The sequence below is a fragment of the Pantoea sp. UBA7232 genome, assembly GCF_002473195.1.
GTDB classification, from domain to species: Bacteria; Pseudomonadota; Gammaproteobacteria; order Enterobacterales; family Enterobacteriaceae; genus Pantoea; species Pantoea eucrina.
In genome coordinates, this window is record NZ_DKTK01000008.1 from 191,653 (window position 1) to 215,783 (window position 24,131).

A 24,131-nucleotide genomic window follows, 5' to 3' on the forward strand; every position below is an offset into this window, starting at 1 on the left:
TGACCTTTTAAAATGGACGCACCATGCTCTGGTTATGGAACACGCTTATTTTGCTGGCAACCGTTGCACTGATGGAAGCAGTGGCGGCGCTCTCGCACAAATATATTATGCACGGCTGGGGATGGGGCTGGCATCTCTCTCATCATGAACCGCATACCAGCAGGTTTGAACTCAACGACCTTTACGCCGTTGTGTTTGCCGTGCTCTCAGTCGGGCTGATTTACTATGGCGTGCAGGGCATGTGGCCACTGCAGTGGATCGGCGCCGGTATGACCACCTACGGCGCGCTCTATTTTATGGTGCATGACGGGCTGGTGCATCAGCGCTGGCCGTTTCGCTACATTCCGCGCAAAGGCTATCTGAAGCGTTTATATATGGCGCATCGGATGCATCATGCGGTGCGCGGGCGTGAAGGTTGCGTCTCGTTTGGTTTTCTCTACGCACCGCCGCTGCATAAGCTGCAGGCTACGCTGCGTGAACGTCACGGTCGCAAACCTAACGCGGCCGCTGCCACAGACCAGCAGGACGCGGCTGCGGACGCGCCACGCGAGAAGTAAGCGCAATCCCCGCGCCTTTGAGCAGCAGCGCCAGCTTCTCCCCTTTGCTGGTGCGCTGCCGGGCATCCCAGGCCCGCATACCCGCATCCTGCACTTTTACCCCGATTTCGCGATACACCCCGTGGGCCGTCGCGATAGCCCACGCCGAGCGCAGCGGCAGATCGGGCAGCCCGCTGCGGGCCGAATAGTAGTAAGGCTCTGCCGCTGCTACCAGGCGTGCAGCCAGCGGCGCTATCGCCGCACGATAGTGGGGATCGGCCAGCTGACTGGCACGTAACCCGGCTTCCGTCAGCCAGCTTTGCGGCAGATAGCAGCGCCCGTTTTGCGCATCTTCAACAATATCACGTGCAATATTTGTCAGCTGAAACGCCAGGCCGAGATCGCAGGCGTGATCGAGTACGTTCTCATCGCGTACGCCCATTACGCGCGCCATCATCAGACCCACGACGCCCGCTACGTGATAGCAGTAACGCAGTGTGTCATCAAAGGTGATGTAGCGCTCTTCGCGCGCGTCCATAGCGAACCCCTCCAGATGATCAAACGCCAGCTGGGGCGGAAGTTCATGCGTCAGCGCCACTTCCTGAAACGCACGAAAGGCGAGTTCATCCATATGCGCGCCGCTGTATGCGCGGCGGGTCTCAATCTGCAGATGCTGCATGCGCGTTTGTGCGTCTGCCACCTGATGTTGCGTGCCACCTTCACCCAGCGTCTGGCCGTCAATCACATCATCACAGTGACGACACCAGGCATAGAGCATCAGCGTGCTGCGGCGCGTAGCCGGATCAAAAAGCTTTGCTGCGGTAGCGAAGCTTTTCGAGCCCGCCGCCATGGTCTGCGTGACCTGCTCAATCAGGGGAGGCTGATTCATCCGGCAAGATCCTCTACCATCAGCTGCGCGGTAGCTTTAGCTGAGCCGATGACACCCGGAACGCCAGCGCCGGGATGCGTGCCCGCACCAACCAGGTAGAGATTGCTGATGTCGGCGTCGCGATTATGCGGCCGGAACCAGGCGCTTTGGGTAAGGATCGGCTCCAGCGAAAACGCTGAGCCCTGATGTGCGTGCAGCGTGTCGCGGAAATCTTCCGGCGTAAACATACGCTGTGTCACTATCTGATCGCGCAGGCCTGGCATGTAGTGCTCCTCAAGATAAGCAAAAATACGGTCGCGGAAGCGCGGCCCTTCCTGCTGCCAGTCGATTGCGGCAGTGCCAAGGTGCGGAACCGGCGCCAGCACATAAAAACTGCCGCAGCCTGCCGGTGCCAGCGACGGATCGGTGGTGCAGGGTGCATGCAGGTAGAGCGAGAAATCGTCCGCCAGCTGGCTGCTGTTAAATATTTCATTAATCAGCTCGCGGTAACGCGGGCCGAAGCAGACCGTATGGTGCGCCAGCTGAGCGTGCGGCTGGTTCAGGCCAAAATAGAGTACAAACAGCGAATTACTCATTCGCTTCCGCTTCAGCGTGGCGGCGCGCTTACGAGCGACCGCATGGTGCTGCAGCAGCCGGTCATAGGTATGTACGACATCAGCATTGGAGGCTACGGCACTGGCGTCAAAGCGACGTCCATCTTTTAGCTGCACGCCGCTGATGCGATTACCCTGCGTTTCCAGCTGGCTCACTTCGGCATTAAGCAGCAGCTCGCCGCCGAGGTCGCGAAACAGCCGCGCCATGCCATCGACCAGCGCGCCGGTACCGCCTCGCGGAAACCAGACGCCCCATTCGCGTTCCAGCGCATGAATCAAAGTGTAGATAGAGGATGTTGCAAACGGATTACCGCCCACCAGTAAAGAGTGGAACGAAAAGGCCTGGCGCAGATGATCGTCCTGAATAAATTTTGCCACCATATCGTATACGCTGCGCCACGCCTGCAGGCGGCCCAGCTGCGGGCCGGCGCGCAGCATATCGCGAAAATTCAGGAATGGCACCGTGCCGAGTTTGAGATACCCCTCTTTAAATACCGCCTGTGAATAGGCAAGAAACCGGCGATAGCCTTCAACATCCTGCGGATTAAACGCGGCGATCTGCTGCTCCAGCAGGGTCTGATTATTGTCATAATCAAGCACCTTGCCATCTTCCCAGCAGAGACGATAAAAGGGCGTGACCGGCATCAGCTCAACGTAGTCGCTGAGTTTTTTTCCGGCCAGCGTGAAAAGCGCTTCAATGGCGCTGGGATCGGTGATCACCGTCGGACCGGCATCAAAGGTAAAGCCCTCATCCTGCCATACGTAGGCGCGCCCGCCGGGTTTATCACGCTGCTCCAGTAGCGTGGTCGGAATACCAGCCGCCTGCAGACGAATAGCCAGAGCCAGGCCGCCAAAGCCCGCGCCAATCACATAAGTACGTTTCATTCTTTCTTCCCTGGTAGCGAAGGAGTCATCAACAGTGCGCGCAGCGCTTCTCCCACCGGCACCGGTGGTTTACCGCATAATATGCGTGCTTTATCCCTGAGAAAGAGCTCTCCGGCGTAAAAGCGACTGATAAGACCGGCATCAAGCCGGTAAAAACGTTGCATAACCTGCCAGCGTTTTTCCGGCCGTCCGGCAAGGAACAGCATACGATTGAGCAGGCGGAAAAAATGCTGCTCGCGCCACTGGCGGCGGGCAAACTGTTCAATACGCTGGCTGAGCATTTCTGCATTACAGGGCAGGGCAGCCGCGATCTCATCCGCCAGCGCAACGGCAGAGGGCAGCGAATAGCCCGTGGTCGCATGAAACAGTCCGGCGCGCAGCCCGCTGCAGGGCTGACCCTGCTGCTGCTGCCAGAAGCGTTCAATATCACCATCAAGCGTGATCGGCAGGGAACCCTGTTCTTCACGCAACAGGCGGCTTAGCTGCCAGCCCTGCTGCTCTGCATAGTGCATGATGTTTTGTCGTGCCTGTTCGCTATCGAGCGTGGCGTGATTGATATAGTGGGTATCTTCAATCAGCAGCCGTTCAGCGCTGAGCGGCAGGGTATAGACAAAGCGATAGCCGCTGTGCTGATCGACCGTGGCATCCATCAGTACCGGCTGCTGCAGGCCGTGCGGACGCGCCAGATGCCACTCCTGACCGACAAACGACTGATAACCAAGCCGCAGATGTGGCGTGGGCTGCAGGCCGCGTCCATCAATCACGGCGCGGGCGTGCAGCACATCGCCGTTTTCCAGGGTTACGCTTTGCGGTGTTACGCTGCGCACGGGCGCTGCAGTGCGCAACCTGTCTCCCAGCGTTTCGCGCAGATGGCGGGCGAAGTCCTGTGAGGCGACGGAACAATACTCCCCGCGCAGATTACGCCGCAGCGCCGGAAAGCGGACCTGATAGCCTGGCCAGCGCGCGGATAGCAGCGGCTCCAGCCAGGTAAACTGTGCGTCACTGACATCGTCGCGGTGAAACGACCAGGTATGATTGCCTGCCGGCTGAGCGGCACTCTCCAGCAGCAGAATGTCAGGGGCCGGCTGCAGCTGCATCAGCCGCAGGGCGATCAGCCCGTTTGCCAGCCCGGCCCCCACCAGAATAAGATCGGCATGCGTTTCTGACATCAGGTCGCCTCCGCCAGCACAATCTGTTGCCGGCACAGCGCCTGTTCAGCGATATCAGCCGCACGCTGACAGCCGCCAGCGCGCTGCAGCTGCGCCTGAATCGCGGACATGCGCAGACGGTAGTGAGAATCGGACAGCAGCAGTTGCAAATGTGTCTCCAGCTGATGAGTACGGCTGAAGCGTGAGGCGCGACGCCCCACGCCATGCCATTCGATACGCGATGCCACACCGGGCTGGTCAAACGCAATAGGCAGCGCCAGCATTGGAATGCCCTGCGCCAGCGCTTCCAGCGCGCTGTTCAGCCCGGCGTGCGTAATAAATACCTGAGCATGCTGCAGGGCAGCGTGCTGGTCGAGAAAATCGGTTACCCAGGCTGCTCCAGCCAGCTCCAGCTTGCGTACCTGATGCGCGGTCAGCCCGCCGCAGTGGGCAACAACCAGTGATAATCCGAGATTGCAGCAGGCGCGCGCCAGGCGCAGAAAGAGCCGAAAGCGGCGTCCCTGAAGTGTACCCAGCGAAGCGTAAACCACCGGCTGACGCAGCGCGGGCCACGGCGGCGGCAGATGAGTCGTGATACTCTGCTGACGCAGCGGCCCTACGGCGTGATAGCAGGCGGGAAGCTGATGGCGCGGAAAATCAAATGCCGGCACCAGCTGGCTGATTTGGGCCAGCGATGAGAGGCAATCCTGCAGGCCTGAACGTGGCGATAAACCAAATGCGCGCGCATGGTAAGCGATAACGTGGCGATGACGACGCATGATGCGGTCATACATGCGGCTGCTGGCCGCAAAACGCTTCAGCGCCTTCTCATCCTGACCATAGCGAAACGACATCACCGCCAGCGGAATGCCCGCTTCGCGATTAACCGGCAGCGCGCAGGCAACGGAAATAAACGGCAGGCCCAGCGCCTCAGCCACCAGCCCGCCCGCTGCCTCCATCTGATCGGCAATCACGCCATCCACCTGCAGTTTTTTCAATGCCGCCGGTAATTCACGACACAGCATATCGGTGGTTTCAGCCATATCATTGATTACGCGAAACAGGGAAAGGCCACCGGGCGCGGCCAGGCGTTGCAGAGCCGCCGCCAGAGAGCCGGCCGGATGAGTTTGTTCACCCACCGGGGTAAAGGCGATGCGTTCATCGGTCAGCAGCGTACGTGCGTCGGCCTGCTGGATAAAGGTAATATGATGCCCGCGGCTGATAAGGGTCTGTGCCAGTGACTGAAGCGCGTGAAAATGGCTATAGAGTGGCGGCGCAATAACGGCAAAATGCCCCATAGATGATCCGCGTTAGTTGAACATTGCCAGCTGCTGATTAAACAGGGCATGCATATATTGACGGGTTGCAACGCCGCGGTGACAGGCGCAGGCAAGATGTTCATCAGCGGAGCGCAGATGCTCACGCAAACGGCGCTCCGCACCGTCAGCACCCAGCATCTGAACCAGCGTCGATTTGCCCTGATCTTTATGAATATCTTTACCGGTATGTTTGCAGCCATCAGCAAGATCGTCCAGGAGCTGAAAAGCCTGGCCCAGATCCTGCGCAAAGTAGCTGAGTTTCTGACGCATTACCGGCGCAGCATCAGTCACAATCGCCGCCATCTGCAGCGCAGCGCGAAAAAGCACGCTGGTTTTCAGTTCGTTGGTTATGGCAATCGCTTCCGGGCTGCGGCTCTGTCCACCTTCATGCAGATCCTGAAACTGCCCCTGAACCAGCCCCTGCAAACCTACCGCCGCAGAGAGTTCAGCAATGGCGTCTGTTTTGTGCTGGGAGGGCAAATCCGGCGCGAGCGCGATAACTTCATAAGCGCGGCTGAGCAGCGCGACTGCTGCCAGGATAGCCACGTTTTCGCCAAACTCGCGATGCACGGTGGGACGACCGCGTCGCATCAGCGCATCGTCCATGCAGGGAATATCATCCAGTATCAGCGAGGCCGCATGCACCATTTCAACCGCGCAGGCGAGATCGAGAATGCCACGCTTTGTCAGGTCATAGCCCATGTTACGCGCCGCCAGTAACAGCAGCAGCGGACGTATGCGCTTACCGCTCGGCAGCGTGCCGGCACGCATAGCGGCCCGCACGCGATCGGAGGGCTGTCCGGCTGGCAGTAGCAGCTCAAGATTCTCCTGCAGAGCATGGCAAAGCTGGCGAAGATCGTTTTCCTGATTTGCTGCAATTTCGGCATGGGCGGTCATAGCGGCTATCCATGGTTAATAAACGTGGCGCTTTTTTTATTAACCGTAGACTGCGCAGGGGAAGAATGCCAGCGGTGATGACACGTTAAGTCTCAGAAACCAATTATTTATATTAATTTACCGTTCCGGCTGGCTGGTATGGCATCAGGCCCGGCAGATCGGAATACATTGCTGTCAGCATCCTCAGAAACAGCAGCGCGCAGAGCAGGGAAGAGAGGCAGAAGAGGTTATTTTTTAACCTAAAAAAACGAACTTGCCGATCGCGATCAAATTTCAGCCATCAGCATTGCAGGAAGATACCTTTAGTCAGGAAATAACCGGAGGCAGCAATGAGCAAATCACTAATGCGTTTATCGGATATGGCGCGCTATCTGGGCGTCTCTCCCGCCGTGCTGATTCGCGCTATCTGTAATCGCGGCACGCTGGAGAAGGTGCCGCTCCCCTCTGCAATTGATGAAGAGCTGCCGCTCTCCAGCCGGTGCTGGTCACCGCAGGAGGTCAGGCAGTTTCGCCATCAGCTACAGCGTCAGCGGCATCAGCACAAGTAAGCAGGCAGAGCCGATGTCTGTTCATCGGCTCTGCTGTATCAGGCGGCGACGCCTGCAGGATGAGAGGCCAGGTGACCCGCCCACAGGCTTGCAACCCATTTCACGCCTTTTGCGGTAAAGCGGGCCTGTGAGAACGCGTGCTGATTTTCACCCGTACCGGTGCGGAAAGAGAAATAGCCCGCCTGCACGTGATGTTTCTGTGGTGCCAGCGTATTTTTCTCGCGGTACATAATATTGCGTTCAAGCAGGAACTGCCGGAAGTCAGTCTCTTTGACCTTCAGCATTTTACAGAGCTGACGAAATCCCAGCGCTTCATTGACCTCAGTAAAACGGTCAAAAAACTCCGCTTTTGGTGCAGAGAGTGCCAGCTGCTGCTCTGCGCGCCGCCGCTGTTCAAATTGCTCCGCCCAGGCACGGGCTGCTTCGGCCGGATCCGTGAAGTCCGGCAGCTGAGCGATCTTTTCTTTCTCCTGCCAGCGATCGAGCAGATCGGCAGTAAAGCCGGGCGAAAGTCGGGCTATGGCGAGTAACGAGTCGCGTTTATTGAGCAGAAACTCCTGACGGCTCTCACCTTCATGCTCGTAAAGACTGACCGTAACAGGCTGGGAAAGGCGCTGTGCGGTTTCCAGGCTTTTAATCAGGCGCTTCACTTCGCCGTGCGTGATGCCAGTCAGTCTGGCGAGGTCACGGCTGCTCATCAGCAGAGACGCGGTTTGAGCAGCAAGAATTTCCGTTGAGATCATCATTCGTATCACCTCTTAAAACGTCATTCAGTCATCAAGACTGCTGGATAAGTATACAACTTACTGTGGTTATATCCAGTGTTTTTTTTAACCAATTTGGTAGTTTTTCTGCTGCTGAGCGCCACGTTCCGGCGCAGCTGCAACGCGGTTGCACCGCGCGGGCAGAACTGCCGATGCGCTTGCCTAATCAGCAATTGATGCCAGGCTCAGGCAATTCGCCTTAAATAATGTCAGGCACCTGCTGCGCTTATTAATGAGGAGTTAAGAATGAAAGCGTTAACCTATCATGGCCCGCACAAAGTACGCGTTGAAACGGTTCCCGATCCGGTATTGCAGGAAGCGGATGATATTATTCTGCGTGTCACTGCAACCGCTATCTGCGGTTCTGATTTGCATTTATATCGCGGTAAGATCCCAAAAACTGAACATGGCGATATATTTGGTCATGAATTTATGGGTGAAGTGGTGGAAGCTGGCAGTGCCGTAACCAATGTGGCGATTGGCGACCGCGTGGTGGTGCCGTTTGTGGTCGCCTGCGGCGACTGCTTCTTCTGCCATCTGCATCAGTATGCCGCCTGTGAAACCACTAATCCGGGTCGCGGTGCGATACTCAATAAAAAAAATATCACGCCACCCGCCGCCCTGTTTGGGTTCAGTCATCTTTATGGCGGAATACCCGGCGGACAGGCAGAATATGTTCGCGTGCCGAAAGCGAATACCGGCCCGTTCAAAGTGCCGCTGGCGCTGCCGGATGACAAAGTGCTGTTTCTGTCCGATATCCTCCCGACCGCCTGGCAGGCGGTGCAGAATGCCGGGCTGGATAAAGGCTCAAGCGTCGCGATCTTTGGTGCCGGCCCGGTAGGTCTGCTTAGCGCCGCCTGTGCAAGGCTGATGGGTGCCGAAGATATCTTTATGATTGATCATAACGCCTATCGTCTGGAGTTTGCCCGTCAGCGCTATGGCGTTACGCCGATAAATTTTGACGAGATTGACGATCCCGCAGCCTGGATTATTGACCATACCAAAGGGAACCGCGGCGTGGATGCGGTGATTGATGCAGTGGGCTTTGAAGCCAAAGGCAGCCTGACCGAAACCGTCCTCAGCAATCTGAAACTTGAAGGCAGCAGCGGCAAAGCGCTGCGTCAGTGTATTGCGGCCGTACGTCGCGGTGGGGTGGTCAGCGTGCCGGGCGTCTATGCCGGTTTTATCCATGGCTTCATGTTTGGCGATGCGTTCGATAAAGGGCTGACTTTCAAAATGGGACAAACGCACGTGCACGCCTATCTGCCACGGCTGCTGTCGCTGATTGAACAGGGATTATTAACGCCGGAAGAGATTGTTACGCATCATATGCCGCTGGATGCGGCGGCAGAGGGGTATGAGATCTTTGATAAACGCAAAGAGGATTGCCGCAAAATCATTCTGGTGCCGGGAATGAAATCGGCTACTGCTGAAGCCTGACGCTATGGAGGCTGCCGCGTGGCAGCCTGCATAACAGAAATTCAGCGTACGCTGCCTTCGTCACGGTCGCTGAGTTCAGAAAGCGACACTTCAACAAACGGCATGTTATCCAGCCTGTCGCCGTAATCTTCACTGACATCAGGCAGGCTGGTGAACTGACCATCAACAAACAGAAAACTCAGATGCCGTTCAACCTCTTCCAGCAGCTCATCCACCTCTTTTGCGGTTTCACCCTGAGCGTTTTTACCATCCAGTTTCCAGCGAAAATGATTACCCACGATTTCTGCGCTGCCAATATCAACTACTTTGGCATCGATATTTTCTAACAGCAGACGCTGGCGGGCAAAATAAAGCAGATAGGGCATCCGATCGCGATTAATTTCAGACATACATTACTCCTGAATAATATTTCAGTGCGGGAAATAGTTGCGTACAGCATATACCGACCAGTAAACCGCGTTCAGGCCCAGCCAGGCCCAGCAGCCCCAGTAAGCAACGGGTTCACGCCGGGTACGCAATTTAGGCAGAAATGCCAGCAAATAACCCGCCGCCGCAATAAGCGCAACGAAATAAAGAAATTTCATGCTTTCTCCTGATTATTTATCATGAAGTAAGCATAGTCAGATTAACGCATTTGTGGAGCGCAGCGCCTGATATCCGGCAATGAGTTTTTCCAGTGCCGCTGCGCTTGTTTCGTCCGCCGGGACGTAAACCAGCAGGCGGTCACCATTGCGTGAAGCGGACCACCAGTTATTCTGACGCAGCGTAAATTCCCCGGTTTCCGCCCGCCAGAAACGCTTGATCCGATTCTCCACTTTTCCCAGCTCGTAACGCTGCCAGGTCTGTGCAAATTCATCAGAACTGTTAATCAGCCGGGTGAGAAAGCTTTCCCAGTGCGGATCGCCAAGGTGTTCTCCCATCTGGCCGCGAAACATGGCCACCATCTGCGGCATGACTTCATCCCAGTCGCGTATCATGCCGCGCCAGCCGGGATGATTAAACGCCAGCCAGATACAGTTGCGATCCTCAGCCTCTACGCTTGCCAGATCTATACCCATCAGCGCACACCACGCAGCGTTATAGCCAATGATGTCAAAACGCGGTGTCTCAATAATGGCCGGCAGCTGGATAGCATCCAGCATCTGCTGATTATGCTCAGCGAGTTTGCAGCAGGCGGCAACCTGAAGGGCGGGCAGTTTATGACCGGCGAGTGAGAAAAGATGCTGCGTTTCAACATCATTACACTGCAGTGCTGATGCGATCGCCGTCAGCGTTTTCAGCGACGCTTTAATATCGCGACCCTGTTCCAGCCAGGTGTACCAGGTGACGCCGACATCAGCCAGCTGGGCGACCTCTTCGCGGCGCAGGCCCGGCGTGCGCCGCTGGCGCATACGCGGCAGACCCAGCCTGACAGGATCGAGGTTTTCCCGTCGGGAACGCAAAAAGGCGCCCAGCAGTTTGCGATTCGTATGAACCTCTTTTTCAGCAAAGTTTACAGCGGGTTGAATCGACATCAGCGTCATTTCTCCGGCCAGACGGGTGGTTTTAATACCATGATAATCAAAAACTGGTACCCGGTTATTTTTCAGCAGATGCTATGCCGCAATGAACACGAAAACAAGGTGAAACTGATGCACACTCCGCAACTTCGTCAGGCGGGTCTGATGGTACTGCTGGCCGGACTCTTACTGCCTATGATCGACTTTTCAATCGTTAACGTGGCGCTGGATGCAATGGCGCATAGCCTGCAGGCAACGCCCACCCAGCTGGCGCTGATTGTTGCTGTCTATGGTATTACTTTTGCCGTTTGCCTCGCGATGGGAGGGCGGCTCGGAGATAACTATGGGCGGCGCCGGGTTTTTATCAGCGGTGTCGGGATCTTTGCCCTGGCTTCGCTGCTGTGCGGTATGGCAAGCGGGGCCGGGATGCTGATGTTTGCCCGCGCGCTGCAGGGAGTGGGTGCGGCACTTATCGTGCCGCAGATCTTGGCAACGCTGCATATTACGCTGCAGGGCAGGGAGCATGCGCGGGCGATTGGTCTCTATGGCGGAATGGGCGGGCTGGCGTTCGTGATTGGTCAGGTGCTGGGCGGCTTTCTTATCAAAGCCGATCCGGGTGGGTATGGCTGGCGCAGCGTGTTTCTGATCAACCTGCCGATCTGTCTGGGCGTACTGGTGGCTGCGCGCCGCTTTATTCCGGAAACCCGCAATGCGACCCGCGTACCGGTTGATATCAGCGGTGCGCTGCTGCTGGGCGGAGCCACAGGCGCACTGTTGCTGAGCCTGGCGCTGGGGCCGGTGCTGAACTGGCGCTGGCCATGCGTGCTGTTACTGCTGCTGGCGCCGCTGTTTTTGCTGCAGCTGCGACGGGTCTCTGTGCGTGCTGAAGCGTCAGGCCATTCACCGCTGCTGCCCCCGTCACTGCTGCGTTTACCCGGCGTGCGTTTCAGCCTTACGCTTGCCGTTATCTTTTTCTCCTGCTGGAGCGGGTTTATGTTTGTCATGGCTCTGACGCTGCAGTCCGGGCTTGGCTTCAGCGCCTTTGACTCCGGTAACGCTTTCATAGCGCTGGGGGTAGCCTATTTTATCGGTGCCATGCGGTCGACCGCACTGGTCACGCGCTTTGGTACGCGCACAATGCTGCTGGCTGGCTGGCTGTGCTATTCAGATCACCGGCCTGCTGGCTCTGATGGCAACCCTGCAGCTCCGGTGGCCGCAGGCGGGTATTCTTGCGCTGGCGCCAGCCACGGCACTCATTGGATTTGGTCAGTCTTTTATTGTCAGTACCTTCTACCGTATTGGCATGCGCGATATTCCGCATCATCAGGCGGGCGCCGGCAGCGCCATGTTGTCGACCGTGCAGCAGTCGGCGATGGGGCTGGGGCCGATGCTGCTGGGCGGCGTATTCTGCCATTTCAGCCAGACCGGATCCTGGCTGAGTGCTATCAGCGGTACGCTGGGGACTGAACTGCTCTCCATGCTGGTACTGGTGGCGATCGCCTTAATGCAGCATGACAACGTGGCAACCACACCCGCAGAAGGATAACGTTCACGGTAACGGCGGCGCTTCCGGCAGACGCTGGCCACTCTGCGCATCGAACAGGTGGATTTTTTCCATGCGCAGCGCAATCGTCAGCGGATCGCCGCTGCCTGCTGCGTGACGGCCAGGTACCTGCATATGCAGCGTATGCCCGTGCCACGTCAGATGCAGCAGCGTGGATTCTCCGGTGATCTCCGTAACGGCGACCTGCGCCAGACTGCCCTGCATCGCCGGTATCAAATCGTGGGGGCGGATGCCAATCATCAGCGCAGCCCCTTCCTGTGCCGCGTGCTGCCAGCGCGGAGGAAGCGGCTGCCAGAGATCTTCACATTCAATGCCCGGCACGCCATCACGCGTTACCAGGTGCGCCGGCAGCAGATTCATCGGAGGCGAGCCGATAAAGCGGGCGACAAACAGATCCGCAGGACGATCGTAAATGCTGAGCGGGGCGCCCTGCTGAACGATCTGACCTTCGCGCATTACCACAATCTGATCGGCCAGCGTCATCGCCTCGACCTGATCGTGCGTGACATAAATCATGGTGGTTTTAAAACGCTGGTGCAGCGCTTTGATTTCCGCCCGCAGCTCCATGCGCAGCTGAGCATCGAGATTAGATAGCGGTTCATCAAACAGGAAAACCTGAGGATTTCGCACCATCGCCCGGCCCATCGCCACGCGCTGACGCTGGCCGCCGGAGAGGGCGCGCGGGTAGCGCTGCAGCAATTTATCGATACCCAGAATAGCGGCAACGCGCGCAATCTTACTCTGCTGCTCCGCGCGGCCCACCTTTTTAACCTGCATATGAAAGGCGAGGTTTTCAGCCACGGTAAGGTGCGGATAGAGCGCGTAGCTCTGGAACACCATCGCCATGTCGCGGTCGGCCGGGTCGCGATCGCCAATCGGTATATCGTTCATCAGAATGGTTCCCTCTGACAAACTATCCAGCCCGGCCAGCAGCCTCAGCAGCGTGGACTTACCGCAGCCGGACGGGCCAACCAGTACGGTAAAACTGCCATCGGGAATGCTGAGACTGAGCGGATGCAATACCGTCTGTTTGCCGTAGCGTCTGGCGACGCTGACGAGCTCAATACTGGCCATAAATTACCTCTCCTCTGCTGAAAATGGCAGCTGTTGCCAGCCGGGATAGCGGCGTGGCTGCGTGCTGATCGCCTGTGATGCCACGGCAATGCCCCACTGCAGCGCGCGGCTCAGCGGCTGCTGATGTAACAGCGCGGTGAGAAAGCCGGCGTTGAAACTGTCACCGGCTCCTATGGTATCCACGACGGTGACGGGAGTGGCAGGCTGTTCCAGCCACTGCGCACCCTGCCAGCAGGCGGCACCGGCACTACCGCGCTTCACCACGCAGCCGCCACGTCCGCTCAGGGTTCCCGCCAGCTGCCGTGCGCTCTCCGGCAGCGTTGCCGCCGCGCCGAGGCCCAGCGTCTCTGCTTCATTCAGTAACAGCCAGTCGCAGAACGGCAGCCACCGGGCAACCTGCTGCCGTACTTCTGTGCTCCAGCCCTGCGGAGGCCAGCCGGTGTCTACGGCGATCGCAAAGCCGCGCTGGCGCAGCGCCTGCAGCAGCGCGGCATAGTGCGTAGTGAGTGCCAGACAGAGAAAAGTGCCGCACAGCAGGACAATATCTCCCGGCGAGGCACGCGGCGGGATTTGATCCAGTACGTCATCCGCGCTGAGCTGCGCCACGTGACCAAAATTGCTCAGAAACGAGCGCTCGTGATCGCTGTGCGTAATGCCAACGGTGACAGACGTTTCGCAGGCGTAGCGTCTCCAGTGCGCCGCACTGTTTGGGAAGTAGCCCGCCAGCCAGGCGCTGAGGCCATCATTCCCCTGATTAGCGACAGCGCGATGGCGAACCTGCATCGCTTCCAGTGCCAGCGCACAGTTACCCGCCGAGCCGCCCGGACGCAGTTCACTCTGAGGGAGCATGACTTCAGTGCCGCGCTGTGGCCAGCTATCCAGCGTACCCATAATTAAATCGGCGTTAACGTTGCCAGCGACGTAGAGCGTTGCGTTACAGTCAATTGTCATCCTTTACTCCCGCCGCTGGCCAGACCGCTCACCAGCGTTTTCTGCAGCCAGACAGCAATTAACAGAGGGGGAACCGAAGCCAGAATGCCAACCGCGGCAATCAGGCCGTCATCGGTTGCGCGTCCGGCAGTAAAGCCGGCAATGGTCACCGGCAGCGTTTGCGCCGTAATATTGCTGGTGAAGAGCAGGGCATAGAAAAATTCATCCCACGCCAGCAGCCAGCCAAACAGCGCTGCGGCGCCCAGAACCGGTTTTGCCAGCGGCAGCGTGATGCGCAGCAGCACCTGCCACACCCGCAGGCCATCAAGCCGCGCAGCCTGTTCAATATCACGCGGCAGAGTGTCAAACTGGTTTTTGAGCATCCAGGTCAGAAACGGCAGGATCAGCGAACAGTAAACGATAATCAGACCCGGGCGGGTGTTCAGCAGATCCAGCTGCTGCAGCAGAAAGTAGAGCGGCAGTACAAAGGCCACCGGCGGCACCATATAGATGGCCAGTGACGCAAACAGCCAGCCGTCGCGTCCGGGATAGCGCGAAAAGCTGAAAGCAGCCGGGATCGCCAGCAGCAGACAGACCAGCGTTCCTCCCGTCGCCACCAGCAGACTATTACCCAGCGCATGCAGAAACAGGGTTCCCGGTTCACCCGGCGCCAGCGACAAAAGCCGGCCGTAGCGGCTGAAATCCCACTGGCGCGGTATCCACTCCAGCGGCACGCGCGTCAGGTCGCTGGTGGCGCTGACGCTCATCAGAAACAGCCAGCCCATCGGGGCCAGAACCGACAGCGCCACGGCGGCTGCCGCCACATATTTAGCCACAGATATCATCTTACGCTTCATGGGCACTCCCCCGGCGACGCTGCCGCCACAGCAGCAGCATATAGAGCGCAATCAGTACGGCACACAGCAGCGTCATCAGGATGGCATAGGCCGCTCCGCTGCCGGCGCGCAGATAGCTGAACGACTCCTGATAGACGTAGAAACTGAGCGTTTTGGTGCTATCTACCGGCCCGCCCCGGGTCATGACATAGATGATGTCGAATATTTTGAACGCATCAATGGTGCGCAGCACCAGCGCCACGCTGAGCGCTCCGACGATGGCCGGAAAGGTAATGGCGCGAAACCGTCGCCAGGCTGAGGCGCCGTCCAGGCGCGCCGCCTCAAAAAGATCGTCCGGAATCGACTGCAGCGCAGCCAGCACCAGCAGCGTAACCAGCGGATAGTTCTTCCACACATCAGCAAACATCACGGCGTTAAGCGCTGAGTCGGGTGAACCCAGCCAGCTGCGATAGCCATCCAGGATACCGAGCTGTGTCAGCAGCGCGTTGACGCTGCCGTAGTCCGGATTAAAATTAAGTCGCCACATCATCGCGTTAACGATTGTCGGCAGCGCCCACGGCAGGATCACCAGCACGCGCAGCACGTTGCGGCCGGTAAACCGCTGATTAAGCAGCAGCGCCACCAGCACGCCAATGACGCCCTCGAAAGCAACCGACACCAGCGTAAAATAGAGCGTGCGCCACAGCGAAAGCCGGAAGTCGGGATCGCTTAAGGCGTACAGGTAGTTCTCCACGCCGATCCAGCCGGGCGCATCGCCGCTGCCTATCAGGGCTGCGTCGGTAAAACTCAGCCAGATGGTCCGCATCAGCGGCCAGGCGGTAAGCAGCAGCATGACCAGCAGCATGGGGGCCAGCAGCACCCATGCCTGCCGTCGCTCACGTTGACGCAAACTCAGCATGCCCGCTCCTTAGCGCAGCCGCGCGGCACTTTTATCGACCGCCTGCATGGCGGCTTCCGGGGTCGCGCCGCCGGTCAAAACCTGCTGCAGCTGCTGCTGCAGCGTGCTGGAGAGACGCGAATAGTCTGCGGTTTCAGGACGTGACAGCATTACGCTCAGCGACGTGTCCGCTGCCTTAATCAGGCTCTCCTGATCTTTCATCACCGCCGCATCCTGATAAGAGCTTTTCCAGATAGGCAGGCTCAGACGGGCATAGTTGTTCTGCACCGGCTGAGAGGTCATGTACCGGATATACTGCCACGCCTGATCGGCATGGGTGCTGCCGCTGGCGATCCCGAGCCCCATTGAGCCGTTGACCGCGCCCGCTTTGCCTGGCGCATCGCCAGGTGCAGGCATAATGCCAACCTGACCCGCAACTTTGCTCTGTTTTGCATCGTTGGCCATGTTGTACATATAGTTCCAGTTCAGCGCGAACGCGGCGTCGCCATTGGAGAACGCTTTGCGCACATCTTCTTCCAGATACTCACGTGAGGCGGGGTTAGTCAGTCCGTCATCAAGCGAGCTTTTCATCAGTTTTACCGCCTGCAGTGAAGCGGGGCTGGAGAAGTTAAGTTTGCCGTTCTGGTAGAACTGCCCGCCAAAGCCGGAGACCAGCGTGGTGTAGTCGCATACCAGCGCTTCCGCCTGAGACCAGCTCCACACCAGCGGATAATTCACGATCTTTTTCTCTTTAATAATGCGCGCGTCATCCATTACCTGCTGCCAGGTTTGCGGCAGGTCGCGGATGCCCGCTTTCTCCAGCATCGCTTTGTTGTAGTACAGATATTTGGTGTCCAGAATCCACGGCATACCGAGCGTTTTACCGTTGAACACCACGGTTTTAAGCGCACCGGGGAAAATCTGCGCCTTATCTTCGGCACTGATACGGCCGCTGACATCCTGCAACAGGTTAAATTTTGTGAATTCCGCCGGCCAGATCGCATCAAAAAGCACCACGTCGTAGCCATTTCCGCCCGCACCCCGTGCCGCGACAATCTTGTCGTGCAGCGCTTCATACGGCACAAATTCAAGGTTGACCTTAACGTCCGGATTCGCTTTTTCAAAAGCCTGCGTCATGGCGCGAATATCGCTCTCGCTATAGGCTGCCTGAGTCATAAACAGCGCATTGAGTGAGGTGGCCGCCGTCGCGCTGGCAGCGCTGGCGAGCAGAAACAGTGCCAAACAACCGTGAACCGATTTTTTCATGATATGTCCGCCTGAAAGCTGTGAGAGATTAATTAAATCAATTTGATTGATTTAATAACGTGCGCAAAAGTGTGCGTCAGTTGCCATGCCACAGAAAGGTAAGCAAGCGATGTGCCAGAAACGATCTGCTGCGGGTCCTGCTTCTACTTTGCACGTTTTCCCGCCGCTGTCAGGTAAACAGGTTGTAAAATGTGCCAGCGATCATAGATATTGTTGCGGTGGCAGAGCGGCCAGGCGCGAAAAGGAAATAGCACGATGAGAACATCAGGGACTAACCTTGAACACGCGCGGGCGCATAACCGGCGCGTGATCATTGAGGCCATTCGCCTGCACGGTGAACTGACACGGGCTGAGCTGGCGCGGCTCACGGCCCTGACCGCGCAAACGGTATCTAATATTGTCGCAGAACTTGAACAGGCGGAACTGCTGATAAGCCATGGACCGCGACGTCAGGGACGCGGACAGCCCGCTATTCCCGTCACGCTGAATCCGGCCAGTGCGTTTTCAATCGGTATTCATCTTGATCACCAGACGCTGCTGATGGTGCTGGTAGATTTAACCGGCGAAATTCATTTTCGCCGTCTCATTATGGTGCAAAAACCGGAGCCTGCTGCCACGCTGGCGCGCATCGTCTCGGTGCTGGATGAGATTAAGTCGCAGCTGGGTGCGCGCTGGCGCAAAGTGCTGGGTATCGGCGTTGTGATGCCAGGGCCCTTTGGCGTTGAGGGACTCTCTTCACTGGGGCCGACCACGCTGCACGGCTGGGAAGATGTCGATATTGCAGGAGAGCTGGCGGCACTCAGTCAGCTGCCGGTGACGCTGGAAAATGATGCCACGGTAGCGGCAATTGGCGAACGCTTTCACGGCGTGGCGCGCCATCTTAATTCGTTTATCTATCTCTACATCGGTACCGGGCTGGGTGCAGGTATCATTGTTGATGGTCACGTCTGCAGCGGTGATGCACATAACGCCGGTGAAGTTGGCCATATGGTGGTGGATCCCGGCGGGCGCGACTGCTACTGCGGCAATCAGGGGTGCCTGGAACGCTATGTCTCGCTGCAGGCAGCCTATGAATTCTGCGGGCTTGATCCCATGACCGCGCTGCCGGACGATTTGCTGGCGGTGCCGGCAGAGCTGTTTGACGCGTGGATCGCCACTGCGCTGACGCCGCTGCGCCAGGCCATCAATATGCTGGAGTGCATCTTTGACGCGGAGAGCGTGATTATTGGCGGTATGATCCCTGCTGCCCTGCTGGAGAAAATCGTTGCGCGCCTGCCGCCGCTTTACCAGTCTGTGCGCGGGCGCTACCTGACCGCCACGCGCATACGGACCGGAATGAGCGGCAGTGATACCGCCGCGCTGGGTGCGGCAGCGCTGCCGCTGTTTGATGAGTTTAATCCGCAGTTTCAGGTATTAATGAAATGAGCATGATGATGCGCCAGGCTGGCGCCGGTAATCCTGCGCGGCGTCTGCATACCTTTTAGCCGTTTATTGCGCCGATGCGAAAAAACCTGTGCGGCCCGTTTCCTGCCGGCGTTATTTTATTTACATTGCCAGCAACTTTTTGCTGACCCAGCGGACTCTGCAATGACTATTCCTGCCTTACCGGTAATCTGCCTCGATCTTGGCGGTTCATTTATTAAACTTGGCGTGATGACGCAGGCTGAGCAGATCCAGCTGCTCGATCAGCAGCCGATGCCCGCCCGCTCCTGGGAAGCGTTTTGCGCTACCGTCAGCGATACGATCGCCAGACATCAGGCACATTTCAGCGCGCACTCCCCGGTCGCGGTTTCCACCGCCGGAATTGTCGCGCCACTGAGTGGCGAGATGTTTGCCAGTAACATACCTGCCTTTCACGGACGTCATATGGCGCAGGAGCTTGGCGCATACCTGCAGCGTCCGGTCACGGTCCATAACGATGCCGACTGTTTTGCCGTTGCGGAGGCGCTGGCCGGGGCCGGACAGGGGCATAAAGTGGTGCTGGGCGCTATCCTCGGTTCAGGCGTGGGCGGCGGACTGGTTGCAGATGGCCGGCTGATCACCGGTCAGAATGGCTTAACCGGTGAGTGGGGACATGGCCCGATCACGCTACGCGAAGTTGATATCGCAGGCAAAACGGTTGCCATACCGCGTCAGCCGTGCCCGTGCGGTCAGAGCGGCTGTCTTGATACTTATGGCGGAGCGCGCGGTCTGGAAACCCTGCACCGCGTGCTGCATGATGAAACGCTCAGCAGCAAAGCGATCGTTTCACGCTGGCAGGCAGACGAAAACCAGGCGCAGCAGACGCTGGAGGCGTGGCTCCAGCTGGTGAGTGAGCCGCTGGCCTACACCGTTAACATCACCGGAGCGAGCTGCGTCGCCGTCGGCGGCGGGCTGGCCTCCGTTGTTCCGCTGATAGCTGCCCTTAACGAGGCGGTGCAGCAGCGGGTGCTGCGCCGTACGCCGCAGCCGCTGGTGATCCCCGGCCGCCATGCTCATCAGGGTGGCATGCTGGGTGCAGCGCTGCTGGCGCTGGCTCACTGAGCCGCCAGTTTTTGCTGTAAAAACGCAATAAACTGCCGGTGGATCTCGCTGCGCTGGCGATGCTGCGGGTAGAGCGCATTAAGGTGCAGCGAGGCGGGCTGCCACGCATCCAGCACGCGTATTAATTCACCGCTGGCCAGCGCCGGCGCCACGATAAATTCCGGCAGCAGGATCAGCCCCAGCCCGGCAATCGCCGCATCGCGCAGCATTTCACCATTATTACTGACCATCGGCCCCTGAACTGCCACGACGCTGCGCTGCCCGTCCCTGAACAGCTCCCAGCCCTGCTGACTTTCCCGGCCGTAGCGCAGGCAGCGGTGCAGCGACAGTTCCGCAGGCGTCTCCGGCGCTCCGGCGCCCTGAAGATAGGCAGGGCTGCCGCAGATCAGCCGCCGGAATTCGCCCAGCCTGCGTGCGATCAGGCTGGAGTCGGGCAGGGTGCCGATGCGAATAGCCATATCAAATCCTTCTCCCACCATATCGACATGGCGATCGGCCAGCTCAACCTGAAACTGCAGGCCGGGATGCAGCGTGAGGAATTCAGCAATGTAGGGGGAGAGATGCGTAATGCCAAACGACATCGGCACGCTCAGACGGAAGTTACCCTGCAGAGCCTGATGACGACCGGATACTGCCAGTTCCGCTTCCTGTACATCATCCAGTATGCGCTGTGCGTGATGCGCAAACAGCAGACCATTTTCTGTCACCGAAAGCTTGCGGGTATTCCGGTTGAGCAGGCGGGTGCCCAGCGCCGCTTCCAGCGCCGCCATGCGGCGGCTGACATACTGCTTTGAAAGCATCAGCTGTTCAGCGGCTGCACTGAAGTTGCCCGCATGGATAACAGCAACGTAAATACGAAGATCGTCTATCTGCATAGTGTCCACTAATTCGTGACAGTGATTGTCATGACAGCACATTGTTGAGCAAATCAGTTTACGTATACTGAATCACATCAGGAAGCAAAATCGTTTCCCTTACTTATTCAGGAGCAGATCATGATTGAACAACGCCTTTCAAATCAGCGCGGCACTGGCGATCACGGCTGGCTGTATTCACGCCACACCTTTTCCTTTGCAGGCTACCGCGATCCACAGCAGGTGGGCTTCTCTGATCTGCTGGTGATTAACGACGACCAGGTTGCACCCGGTCGCGGCTTTGGTGCCCATCCGCACAATAATATGGAGATCATCTCCTATGTGCTGGAAGGTGCTCTGGAGCACAAAGACTCAATGGGTACCGGTTCTGTTATCGTGCCGGGTGATGTGCAGCTGATGAGCGCTGGCAGCGGCGTGACGCACAGCGAGTTTAATCACTCGAAAAGCGACAACGTGCATTTTCTGCAGATCTGGATTGTGCCGGCAGAGCGCAATACCGCGCCAGGCTATCAGCAGGTTTCCGTGGCGGAACAGGATAAGCGCGGCAAACTGCGCCTGATTGTCTCGCCGCAGGGCGAGTCCGGTTCGCTGCAGGTGCGACAGGATATGCGCATCTATGCCGGCCTGTTCAACGATAATGAGCAGCAGACGCTGACGCTGGCAGCCGATCGCTACGCCTATATTCATGTTGCGCGCGGCAGTATTGAGGTTAACGGCGTGCGCTTCAGCACGGGCGACGGCGCGCGGGTGCGTAATGAAACGGCGCTGACTTTTGCGAACGGTAATGATGCCGAGGTGCTGGTGTTTGATCTGCGTCCGCTTGAAGTGAATCATCCTCAGCGTTAATAGCCAAAAAGGGTAGCGTGCTGCGGCGCGCTACCCTTTATTCATAACTATTCTCCATTATTTCTTCACCATTGGCTGTTTTATCAGCGCTTAATTCGGAACCCGGACAGGGCCAGACTAAAATAAGAATTTTTACCTTTCTTAAATTTCTGCAGCACTTTAAATTCGCATCCTGAGACCCATGCCGCCTGCTGGCAAAGGGCGATCAAATAACTAACAACATTAACCTGATTGCATTCCATTATTAAATGGTAATGAGGATTTTGATGACTTTAAAACGCAGCTTTAATATTGCCGCCGTACTGGTGCTGGCTTTGTCTGTTACCGCATGCAGCGGCATGTCTCATCGTGGTAAAAATACCGCAATTGGTGCTGGTGTCGGCGCCCTGGGCGGTGCTGTGCTGACCGGCGGCAGTACCTTCGGTACGCTGGGCGGGGCGGCTATTGGCGGATTGATTGGCCATGAAGCAAGTCGTTAAACAGTAAATATGACAGGACGCGCATAATGGTATTATTGCGCGTCCTGTAAATAAGCTTATTTCTGCATTGCACGCCATTATTAAACAGGCGGAACAAACGTAATGCTTTATCAGCCTTAATCAATATTAAGCTGATGGATAGCCAGCACGGCTCGTGCAGCTTCTTTTCCTTTCTTAATAAAATGCTCGGTATAAAATGATTCCAGTTCATTGACCGGCTGAAAATTATGTGGCGTCAGTGAAACAGAAAACACCGGTACGTTGGTACTGAGCTGCACGCTCATCAGGCCGTCAACCACTGCCTGCGCAACAAAATCGTGACGGTAAATCCCGCCATCCACGACCAGCGCGGCACAGACAATGGCATCAAAACGACCGGTTTCGGCCAGGCGCTTTGCCAGCAGCGGCATCTCAAAAGCACCGGGCACATCATAGGTTTTCAGCACGCTGTCTGCGCCCTGCTCATTGAATTCACTGACAAATCCTGCCAGCGCATTGTTCACAATATCTTTATGCCAGCCAGCCTTGATAAAGGCGATTCTAATCTGTTCCATAAGTCTTCCGTCATTTGCCAAAGTAGAGTAGGCGGATAATTATCCGTAAAATCTCATCATTTTCATTAACATGAGTGTGTATAACATAGGCTGAGAGCGCGATCCACTCCGTTGCGATGCAGGTTTTTCATGTCATCTTCGGGCCGAAATCACGCTAGCGAATCTTGTGAAAAGTTGGCGCTGAAACTTTCCATTTGAGCCCGGTCTTCTCGCGTGCGCGGGTAAAGGCAACCATGATCTGATTTAAGCTCAACGCCGGGACCACGCGATCTGAGTCGTTGCTGAGCGCTCAAAGCTGATCAAGAACATCCAGGACTGAACGTTTTGCACCCATTAGCGTGTTGGCCATATCAATGACGATTTTCATCCCTGTTTAGCTTTGTTCGATGCAAATTTTCCGATCCCGAATATTCATCCATTTCATAGAATAAACATCGGTTATCAAATAAGAGTATTAATATCAGTTGCTTATATAAAATATGGCCACTTGACCACTTTTATCAGGTAGGTGATAATATGACCTCATGACCGCAATTAATGAGGTTAATATGAAAGTCCTGAATGTAGCCGAATCGAAAGCTCGTTACTCTCAGATTTTGAGTTCAGCGAGTAGCGGTGAAAGTTTCATCATTGCTAACCACGGCGATCCGATAGCCATGATAGTTCCTTATAAATCAGCGCCTCTGTTAAACCGTGTTGGCTTTTTAGATCATAAAAAGTATGCCATTCCTGATAATTTCAACGATTTCATGTCAGATGAAATCCAGTCGATGTTTGAAGGTGGCAATGACTAGTCCTGTAAGAACGCGGAACATCTTTAATCGCTATCTTCTTGATACTCACTATCTTATCTGGGCTTGCGCAGACTCTAAGCGTCTTCCGCAAGCCTGTTTCGATCTGATTGTTGATCCCTTAAACGAGCTATATTTTTCCGCCGCATCTATTCATGAAATCGCCATAAAATTCGCGTTAGGTAAACCTCATTTTACGGTTGATCCAGAGGAGATTTTGCGCGGCTTGCTCGCAAACGGTTATAACGAACTTCCCATTTCATCACATCACACCGTAAGTCTTAAACGTTTGCCTCGTGATATGCACGGCGATCCGTTTGACCGGCTGATCGTTGCTCAGGCGAACATGGAGGCGCTGACCTTAATCACGGATGATGAAAAAATTATTCGATATTGTTCAGATTACATTCCGATGAAAACGTTCTGATAAAAACACACCCGTCCCGAGCGGGTTTTTTATGGGCTAAATTCATGCATGAAACAATGACCGGGATCGAGCTGGGTGGCGTGCCCGATCGCACCTTCGGCAAAGTTTATTACCGCAGCATTACCGACCCACAGGAAGCAGCCAAAGCCCTCGCCGCGACGAATTAAGGCTTTGAGTCTTTCATGATCCCAGACGTAAACGTGGCATTACATTCGCTGTTTTCCGTAGAAAATATATTAATTTAATGTGATCTGATTTCTGGTCTCAGACGCCGATAAGCCAGAAAACCGCGTTCAAAACGGCTTCTAAGTTATTGTTTAAAAGTGTTGAGAAACCGTAAACAGTCGTTTTTTGCAGTGCAAGATTTAAGCGCCTGAAGAGAGCCTTAAAAGGCTCTCCTTGACGGCGTGATGCGGCTTGAATAAAACTAAAGATGTCGGGGGAGTCTCGCCACAGAGACTGAGAGGCTGATAGCGCAACCGCGCGGTTCAGCGACCCTTTGAACCTGACCCAGTTGATACTGGCGTAGGAAGACTGAGGGCGCCAGACC

25 protein-coding genes, 1 pseudogene and 1 riboswitch are annotated in these 24,131 nt (G+C 56.6%); of the genes and pseudogenes, 10 read left to right on the forward strand and 16 right to left on the reverse strand.

Annotated elements, in window-relative coordinates; translation table 11 throughout:
• Window positions 1-23 precede the first annotated feature (23 nt).
• Window positions 24-557: a sterol desaturase family protein gene (locus B4056_RS08875; protein WP_065647494.1), complete on the forward strand. Its 534-nt coding sequence runs from the start codon at window positions 24-26 to the stop codon at window positions 555-557.
• Here the strand turns inward: B4056_RS08875 and crtB are convergent.
• Genes crtB through B4056_RS08900 form a run of 5 tightly spaced genes read right to left on the reverse strand, consistent with a single transcriptional unit; the run spans window position 496 to window position 6,267 of the window.
• Window positions 496-1,425: a 15-cis-phytoene synthase CrtB gene (gene crtB, locus B4056_RS08880; protein WP_094110770.1), complete on the reverse strand. Its 930-nt coding sequence runs from the start codon at window positions 1,423-1,425 to the stop codon at window positions 496-498. The genes B4056_RS08875 and crtB overlap by 62 nt on opposite strands.
• Window positions 1,422-2,903 carry a phytoene desaturase gene (locus B4056_RS08885; RefSeq protein WP_150034848.1) on the reverse strand — a complete coding sequence of 494 codons (1,482 nt, stop codon included), beginning with the start codon at window positions 2,901-2,903 and terminating at the stop codon, window positions 1,422-1,424. The genes crtB and B4056_RS08885 overlap by 4 nt, the downstream gene beginning before the upstream one ends.
• Entirely contained in the window at window positions 2,900-4,072 is a 1,173-nt protein-coding gene (crtY, locus tag B4056_RS08890) for a lycopene beta-cyclase CrtY (protein WP_094110769.1), read from the reverse strand. Before crtY ends, B4056_RS08885 begins: the two co-directional genes overlap by 4 nt.
• Window positions 4,072-5,349: a glycosyltransferase gene (locus tag B4056_RS08895; protein WP_150034847.1), complete on the reverse strand. Its 1,278-nt coding sequence runs from the start codon at window positions 5,347-5,349 to the stop codon at window positions 4,072-4,074. The genes crtY and B4056_RS08895 overlap by 1 nt, the downstream gene beginning before the upstream one ends.
• Before the next feature lie 12 nt (window positions 5,350-5,361).
• Window positions 5,362-6,267, reverse strand: a complete 906-nt coding sequence (locus B4056_RS08900) for a polyprenyl synthetase family protein (protein WP_288654456.1) — start codon at window positions 6,265-6,267, stop codon at window positions 5,362-5,364.
• Between the two features lie 329 nt (window positions 6,268-6,596).
• Here B4056_RS08900 and B4056_RS08905 point away from each other — a divergent pair, with 329 nt between their 5' ends.
• Window positions 6,597-6,815: a hypothetical protein gene (locus tag B4056_RS08905; RefSeq protein ID WP_040113660.1), complete on the forward strand. Its 219-nt coding sequence runs from the start codon at window positions 6,597-6,599 to the stop codon at window positions 6,813-6,815.
• A 38-nt stretch (window positions 6,816-6,853) separates the two neighbouring features.
• Here B4056_RS08905 and B4056_RS08910 read toward each other — a convergent pair whose 3' ends face one another.
• On the reverse strand, window positions 6,854-7,561 hold the full coding sequence (locus B4056_RS08910) for a phage antirepressor KilAC domain-containing protein (RefSeq protein ID WP_094110768.1): 708 nt from the start codon (window positions 7,559-7,561) through the stop codon (window positions 6,854-6,856).
• Window positions 7,562-7,825: 264 nt separating this feature from the next.
• On the opposite strand from B4056_RS08910, the gene B4056_RS08915 reads away from it, so the two are divergent.
• Window positions 7,826-9,019 carry a zinc-dependent alcohol dehydrogenase gene (locus B4056_RS08915; RefSeq protein WP_040113656.1) on the forward strand — a complete coding sequence of 398 codons (1,194 nt, stop codon included), beginning with the start codon at window positions 7,826-7,828 and terminating at the stop codon, window positions 9,017-9,019.
• Window positions 9,020-9,060: 41 nt separating this feature from the next.
• On the opposite strand, the gene B4056_RS08920 is transcribed toward B4056_RS08915, so the two are convergent.
• The 3 genes from B4056_RS08920 to B4056_RS08930 are packed head-to-tail and all read right to left on the reverse strand — an operon-like array spanning window position 9,061 to window position 10,533.
• The gene (locus tag B4056_RS08920; protein ID WP_040113654.1) at window positions 9,061-9,408 is read right to left on the reverse strand and encodes a hypothetical protein; all 348 of its coding nucleotides are present in this window, start codon (window positions 9,406-9,408) and stop codon (window positions 9,061-9,063) included.
• Window positions 9,409-9,429: 21 nt separating this feature from the next.
• Window positions 9,430-9,603, reverse strand: a complete 174-nt coding sequence (locus B4056_RS08925) for a hypothetical protein (protein ID WP_166714220.1) — start codon at window positions 9,601-9,603, stop codon at window positions 9,430-9,432.
• A 36-nt stretch (window positions 9,604-9,639) separates the two neighbouring features.
• On the reverse strand, window positions 9,640-10,533 hold the full coding sequence (locus B4056_RS08930) for a helix-turn-helix transcriptional regulator (RefSeq protein WP_094110878.1): 894 nt from the start codon (window positions 10,531-10,533) through the stop codon (window positions 9,640-9,642).
• 117 nt (window positions 10,534-10,650) lie between these two features.
• Between B4056_RS08930 and B4056_RS08935 the strand changes: the two are divergent.
• Window positions 10,651-12,064 (forward strand): annotated as a pseudogene (locus B4056_RS08935) (MFS transporter).
• 3 nt (window positions 12,065-12,067) lie between these two features.
• Here the strand turns inward: B4056_RS08935 and B4056_RS08940 are convergent.
• From B4056_RS08940 to B4056_RS08960, 5 genes are read right to left on the reverse strand one after another with little or no spacing between them, the layout of a single operon-like run.
• Window positions 12,068-13,156, reverse strand: a complete 1,089-nt coding sequence (locus tag B4056_RS08940) for an ABC transporter ATP-binding protein (protein WP_094110767.1) — start codon at window positions 13,154-13,156, stop codon at window positions 12,068-12,070.
• A 3-nt stretch (window positions 13,157-13,159) separates the two neighbouring features.
• Entirely contained in the window at window positions 13,160-14,107 is a 948-nt protein-coding gene (locus B4056_RS08945; protein WP_094110766.1) for a carbohydrate kinase family protein, read from the reverse strand.
• Window positions 14,104-14,943, reverse strand: coding sequence for a carbohydrate ABC transporter permease (locus B4056_RS08950; RefSeq protein ID WP_040113648.1), 840 nt, complete (start codon window positions 14,941-14,943; stop codon window positions 14,104-14,106). The genes B4056_RS08945 and B4056_RS08950 overlap by 4 nt, the downstream gene beginning before the upstream one ends.
• A complete protein-coding gene (locus B4056_RS08955; RefSeq protein ID WP_113655311.1) occupies window positions 14,933-15,841 on the reverse strand; it encodes a carbohydrate ABC transporter permease in 909 nt (302 codons plus the stop codon). Before B4056_RS08955 ends, B4056_RS08950 begins: the two co-directional genes overlap by 11 nt.
• Before the next feature lie 9 nt (window positions 15,842-15,850).
• A complete protein-coding gene (locus B4056_RS08960; protein WP_288654459.1) occupies window positions 15,851-17,086 on the reverse strand; it encodes an extracellular solute-binding protein in 1,236 nt (411 codons plus the stop codon).
• A gap of 255 nt (window positions 17,087-17,341) precedes the next feature.
• Here B4056_RS08960 and B4056_RS08965 point away from each other — a divergent pair, with 255 nt between their 5' ends.
• Together B4056_RS08965 and B4056_RS08970 are read left to right on the forward strand one after the other, a co-directional pair.
• Window positions 17,342-18,511 carry an ROK family transcriptional regulator gene (locus B4056_RS08965; protein WP_040113642.1) on the forward strand — a complete coding sequence of 390 codons (1,170 nt, stop codon included), beginning with the start codon at window positions 17,342-17,344 and terminating at the stop codon, window positions 18,509-18,511.
• Window positions 18,512-18,673: 162 nt separating this feature from the next.
• Entirely contained in the window at window positions 18,674-19,609 is a 936-nt protein-coding gene (locus B4056_RS08970; RefSeq protein WP_040113640.1) for an ROK family protein, read from the forward strand.
• Here B4056_RS08970 and B4056_RS08975 read toward each other — a convergent pair.
• Window positions 19,603-20,484, reverse strand: a complete 882-nt coding sequence (locus tag B4056_RS08975) for a LysR family transcriptional regulator (RefSeq protein ID WP_071668393.1) — start codon at window positions 20,482-20,484, stop codon at window positions 19,603-19,605. The genes B4056_RS08970 and B4056_RS08975 overlap by 7 nt on opposite strands.
• A 120-nt stretch (window positions 20,485-20,604) precedes the next feature.
• Between B4056_RS08975 and B4056_RS08980 the strand changes: the two genes are divergently transcribed.
• Both B4056_RS08980 and B4056_RS08985 read left to right on the forward strand, forming a co-directional pair.
• Window positions 20,605-21,330: a pirin family protein gene (locus B4056_RS08980; RefSeq protein ID WP_113655313.1), complete on the forward strand. Its 726-nt coding sequence runs from the start codon at window positions 20,605-20,607 to the stop codon at window positions 21,328-21,330.
• A 266-nt stretch (window positions 21,331-21,596) separates the two neighbouring features.
• Complete coding sequence (locus B4056_RS08985) at window positions 21,597-21,809, forward strand: glycine zipper 2TM domain-containing protein (RefSeq protein ID WP_040113630.1); 213 nt, start codon at window positions 21,597-21,599, stop codon at window positions 21,807-21,809.
• A 116-nt stretch (window positions 21,810-21,925) separates the two neighbouring features.
• On the opposite strand, the gene B4056_RS08990 is transcribed toward B4056_RS08985, so the two are convergent.
• Window positions 21,926-22,363, reverse strand: coding sequence for a 6,7-dimethyl-8-ribityllumazine synthase (locus B4056_RS08990; RefSeq protein ID WP_040113628.1), 438 nt, complete (start codon window positions 22,361-22,363; stop codon window positions 21,926-21,928).
• A 548-nt stretch (window positions 22,364-22,911) separates the two neighbouring features.
• Here B4056_RS08990 and B4056_RS08995 point away from each other — a divergent pair.
• Both B4056_RS08995 and B4056_RS09000 read left to right on the forward strand, forming a co-directional pair.
• Window positions 22,912-23,157, forward strand: coding sequence for a type II toxin-antitoxin system Phd/YefM family antitoxin (locus B4056_RS08995; RefSeq protein WP_040113898.1), 246 nt, complete (start codon window positions 22,912-22,914; stop codon window positions 23,155-23,157).
• Complete coding sequence (locus tag B4056_RS09000) at window positions 23,150-23,581, forward strand: type II toxin-antitoxin system VapC family toxin (protein ID WP_052246551.1); 432 nt, start codon at window positions 23,150-23,152, stop codon at window positions 23,579-23,581. Before B4056_RS08995 ends, B4056_RS09000 begins: the two co-directional genes overlap by 8 nt.
• A gap of 428 nt (window positions 23,582-24,009) precedes the next feature.
• Window positions 24,010-24,130: riboswitch (TPP riboswitch) on the forward strand.
• Window position 24,131: the final 1 nt, after the last annotated feature.

Coding starts and splice junctions, on each gene's coding strand:
- B4056_RS08900 (WP_288654456.1), bottom strand. CDS start 6,267: ATGACCGCCCATGCCGAAATTGCAGCAAATCAGGAAAACGATCTTCGC.
- B4056_RS08950 (WP_040113648.1), bottom strand. CDS start 14,943: ATGAAGCGTAAGATGATATCTGTGGCTAAATATGTGGCGGCAGCCGCC.
- B4056_RS08940 (WP_094110767.1), bottom strand. CDS start 13,156: ATGGCCAGTATTGAGCTCGTCAGCGTCGCCAGACGCTACGGCAAACAG.
- B4056_RS08990 (WP_040113628.1), bottom strand. CDS start 22,363: ATGGAACAGATTAGAATCGCCTTTATCAAGGCTGGCTGGCATAAAGAT.
- B4056_RS08920 (WP_040113654.1), bottom strand. CDS start 9,408: ATGTCTGAAATTAATCGCGATCGGATGCCCTATCTGCTTTATTTTGCC.
- B4056_RS08970 (WP_040113640.1), top strand. CDS start 18,674: ATGACTATTCCTGCCTTACCGGTAATCTGCCTCGATCTTGGCGGTTCA.
- B4056_RS08930 (WP_094110878.1), bottom strand. CDS start 10,533: ATGTCGATTCAACCCGCTGTAAACTTTGCTGAAAAAGAGGTTCATACG.
- B4056_RS08945 (WP_094110766.1), bottom strand. CDS start 14,107: ATGACAATTGACTGTAACGCAACGCTCTACGTCGCTGGCAACGTTAAC.
- B4056_RS08885 (WP_150034848.1), bottom strand. CDS start 2,903: ATGAAACGTACTTATGTGATTGGCGCGGGCTTTGGCGGCCTGGCTCTG.
- B4056_RS08925 (WP_166714220.1), bottom strand. CDS start 9,603: ATGAAATTTCTTTATTTCGTTGCGCTTATTGCGGCGGCGGGTTATTTG.
- crtB (WP_094110770.1), bottom strand. CDS start 1,425: ATGAATCAGCCTCCCCTGATTGAGCAGGTCACGCAGACCATGGCGGCG.
- B4056_RS08975 (WP_071668393.1), bottom strand. CDS start 20,484: ATGCAGATAGACGATCTTCGTATTTACGTTGCTGTTATCCATGCGGGC.
- B4056_RS08955 (WP_113655311.1), bottom strand. CDS start 15,841: ATGCTGAGTTTGCGTCAACGTGAGCGACGGCAGGCATGGGTGCTGCTG.
- B4056_RS08910 (WP_094110768.1), bottom strand. CDS start 7,561: ATGATGATCTCAACGGAAATTCTTGCTGCTCAAACCGCGTCTCTGCTG.
- B4056_RS08960 (WP_288654459.1), bottom strand. CDS start 17,086: ATGAAAAAATCGGTTCACGGTTGTTTGGCACTGTTTCTGCTCGCCAGC.
- B4056_RS08875 (WP_065647494.1), top strand. CDS start 24: ATGCTCTGGTTATGGAACACGCTTATTTTGCTGGCAACCGTTGCACTG.
- B4056_RS08905 (WP_040113660.1), top strand. CDS start 6,597: ATGAGCAAATCACTAATGCGTTTATCGGATATGGCGCGCTATCTGGGC.
- B4056_RS08985 (WP_040113630.1), top strand. CDS start 21,597: ATGACTTTAAAACGCAGCTTTAATATTGCCGCCGTACTGGTGCTGGCT.
- B4056_RS08895 (WP_150034847.1), bottom strand. CDS start 5,349: ATGGGGCATTTTGCCGTTATTGCGCCGCCACTCTATAGCCATTTTCAC.
- B4056_RS08915 (WP_040113656.1), top strand. CDS start 7,826: ATGAAAGCGTTAACCTATCATGGCCCGCACAAAGTACGCGTTGAAACG.
- B4056_RS08965 (WP_040113642.1), top strand. CDS start 17,342: ATGAGAACATCAGGGACTAACCTTGAACACGCGCGGGCGCATAACCGG.
- B4056_RS09000 (WP_052246551.1), top strand. CDS start 23,150: ATGACTAGTCCTGTAAGAACGCGGAACATCTTTAATCGCTATCTTCTT.
- B4056_RS08995 (WP_040113898.1), top strand. CDS start 22,912: ATGAAAGTCCTGAATGTAGCCGAATCGAAAGCTCGTTACTCTCAGATT.
- crtY (WP_094110769.1), bottom strand. CDS start 4,072: ATGTCAGAAACGCATGCCGATCTTATTCTGGTGGGGGCCGGGCTGGCA.
- B4056_RS08980 (WP_113655313.1), top strand. CDS start 20,605: ATGATTGAACAACGCCTTTCAAATCAGCGCGGCACTGGCGATCACGGC.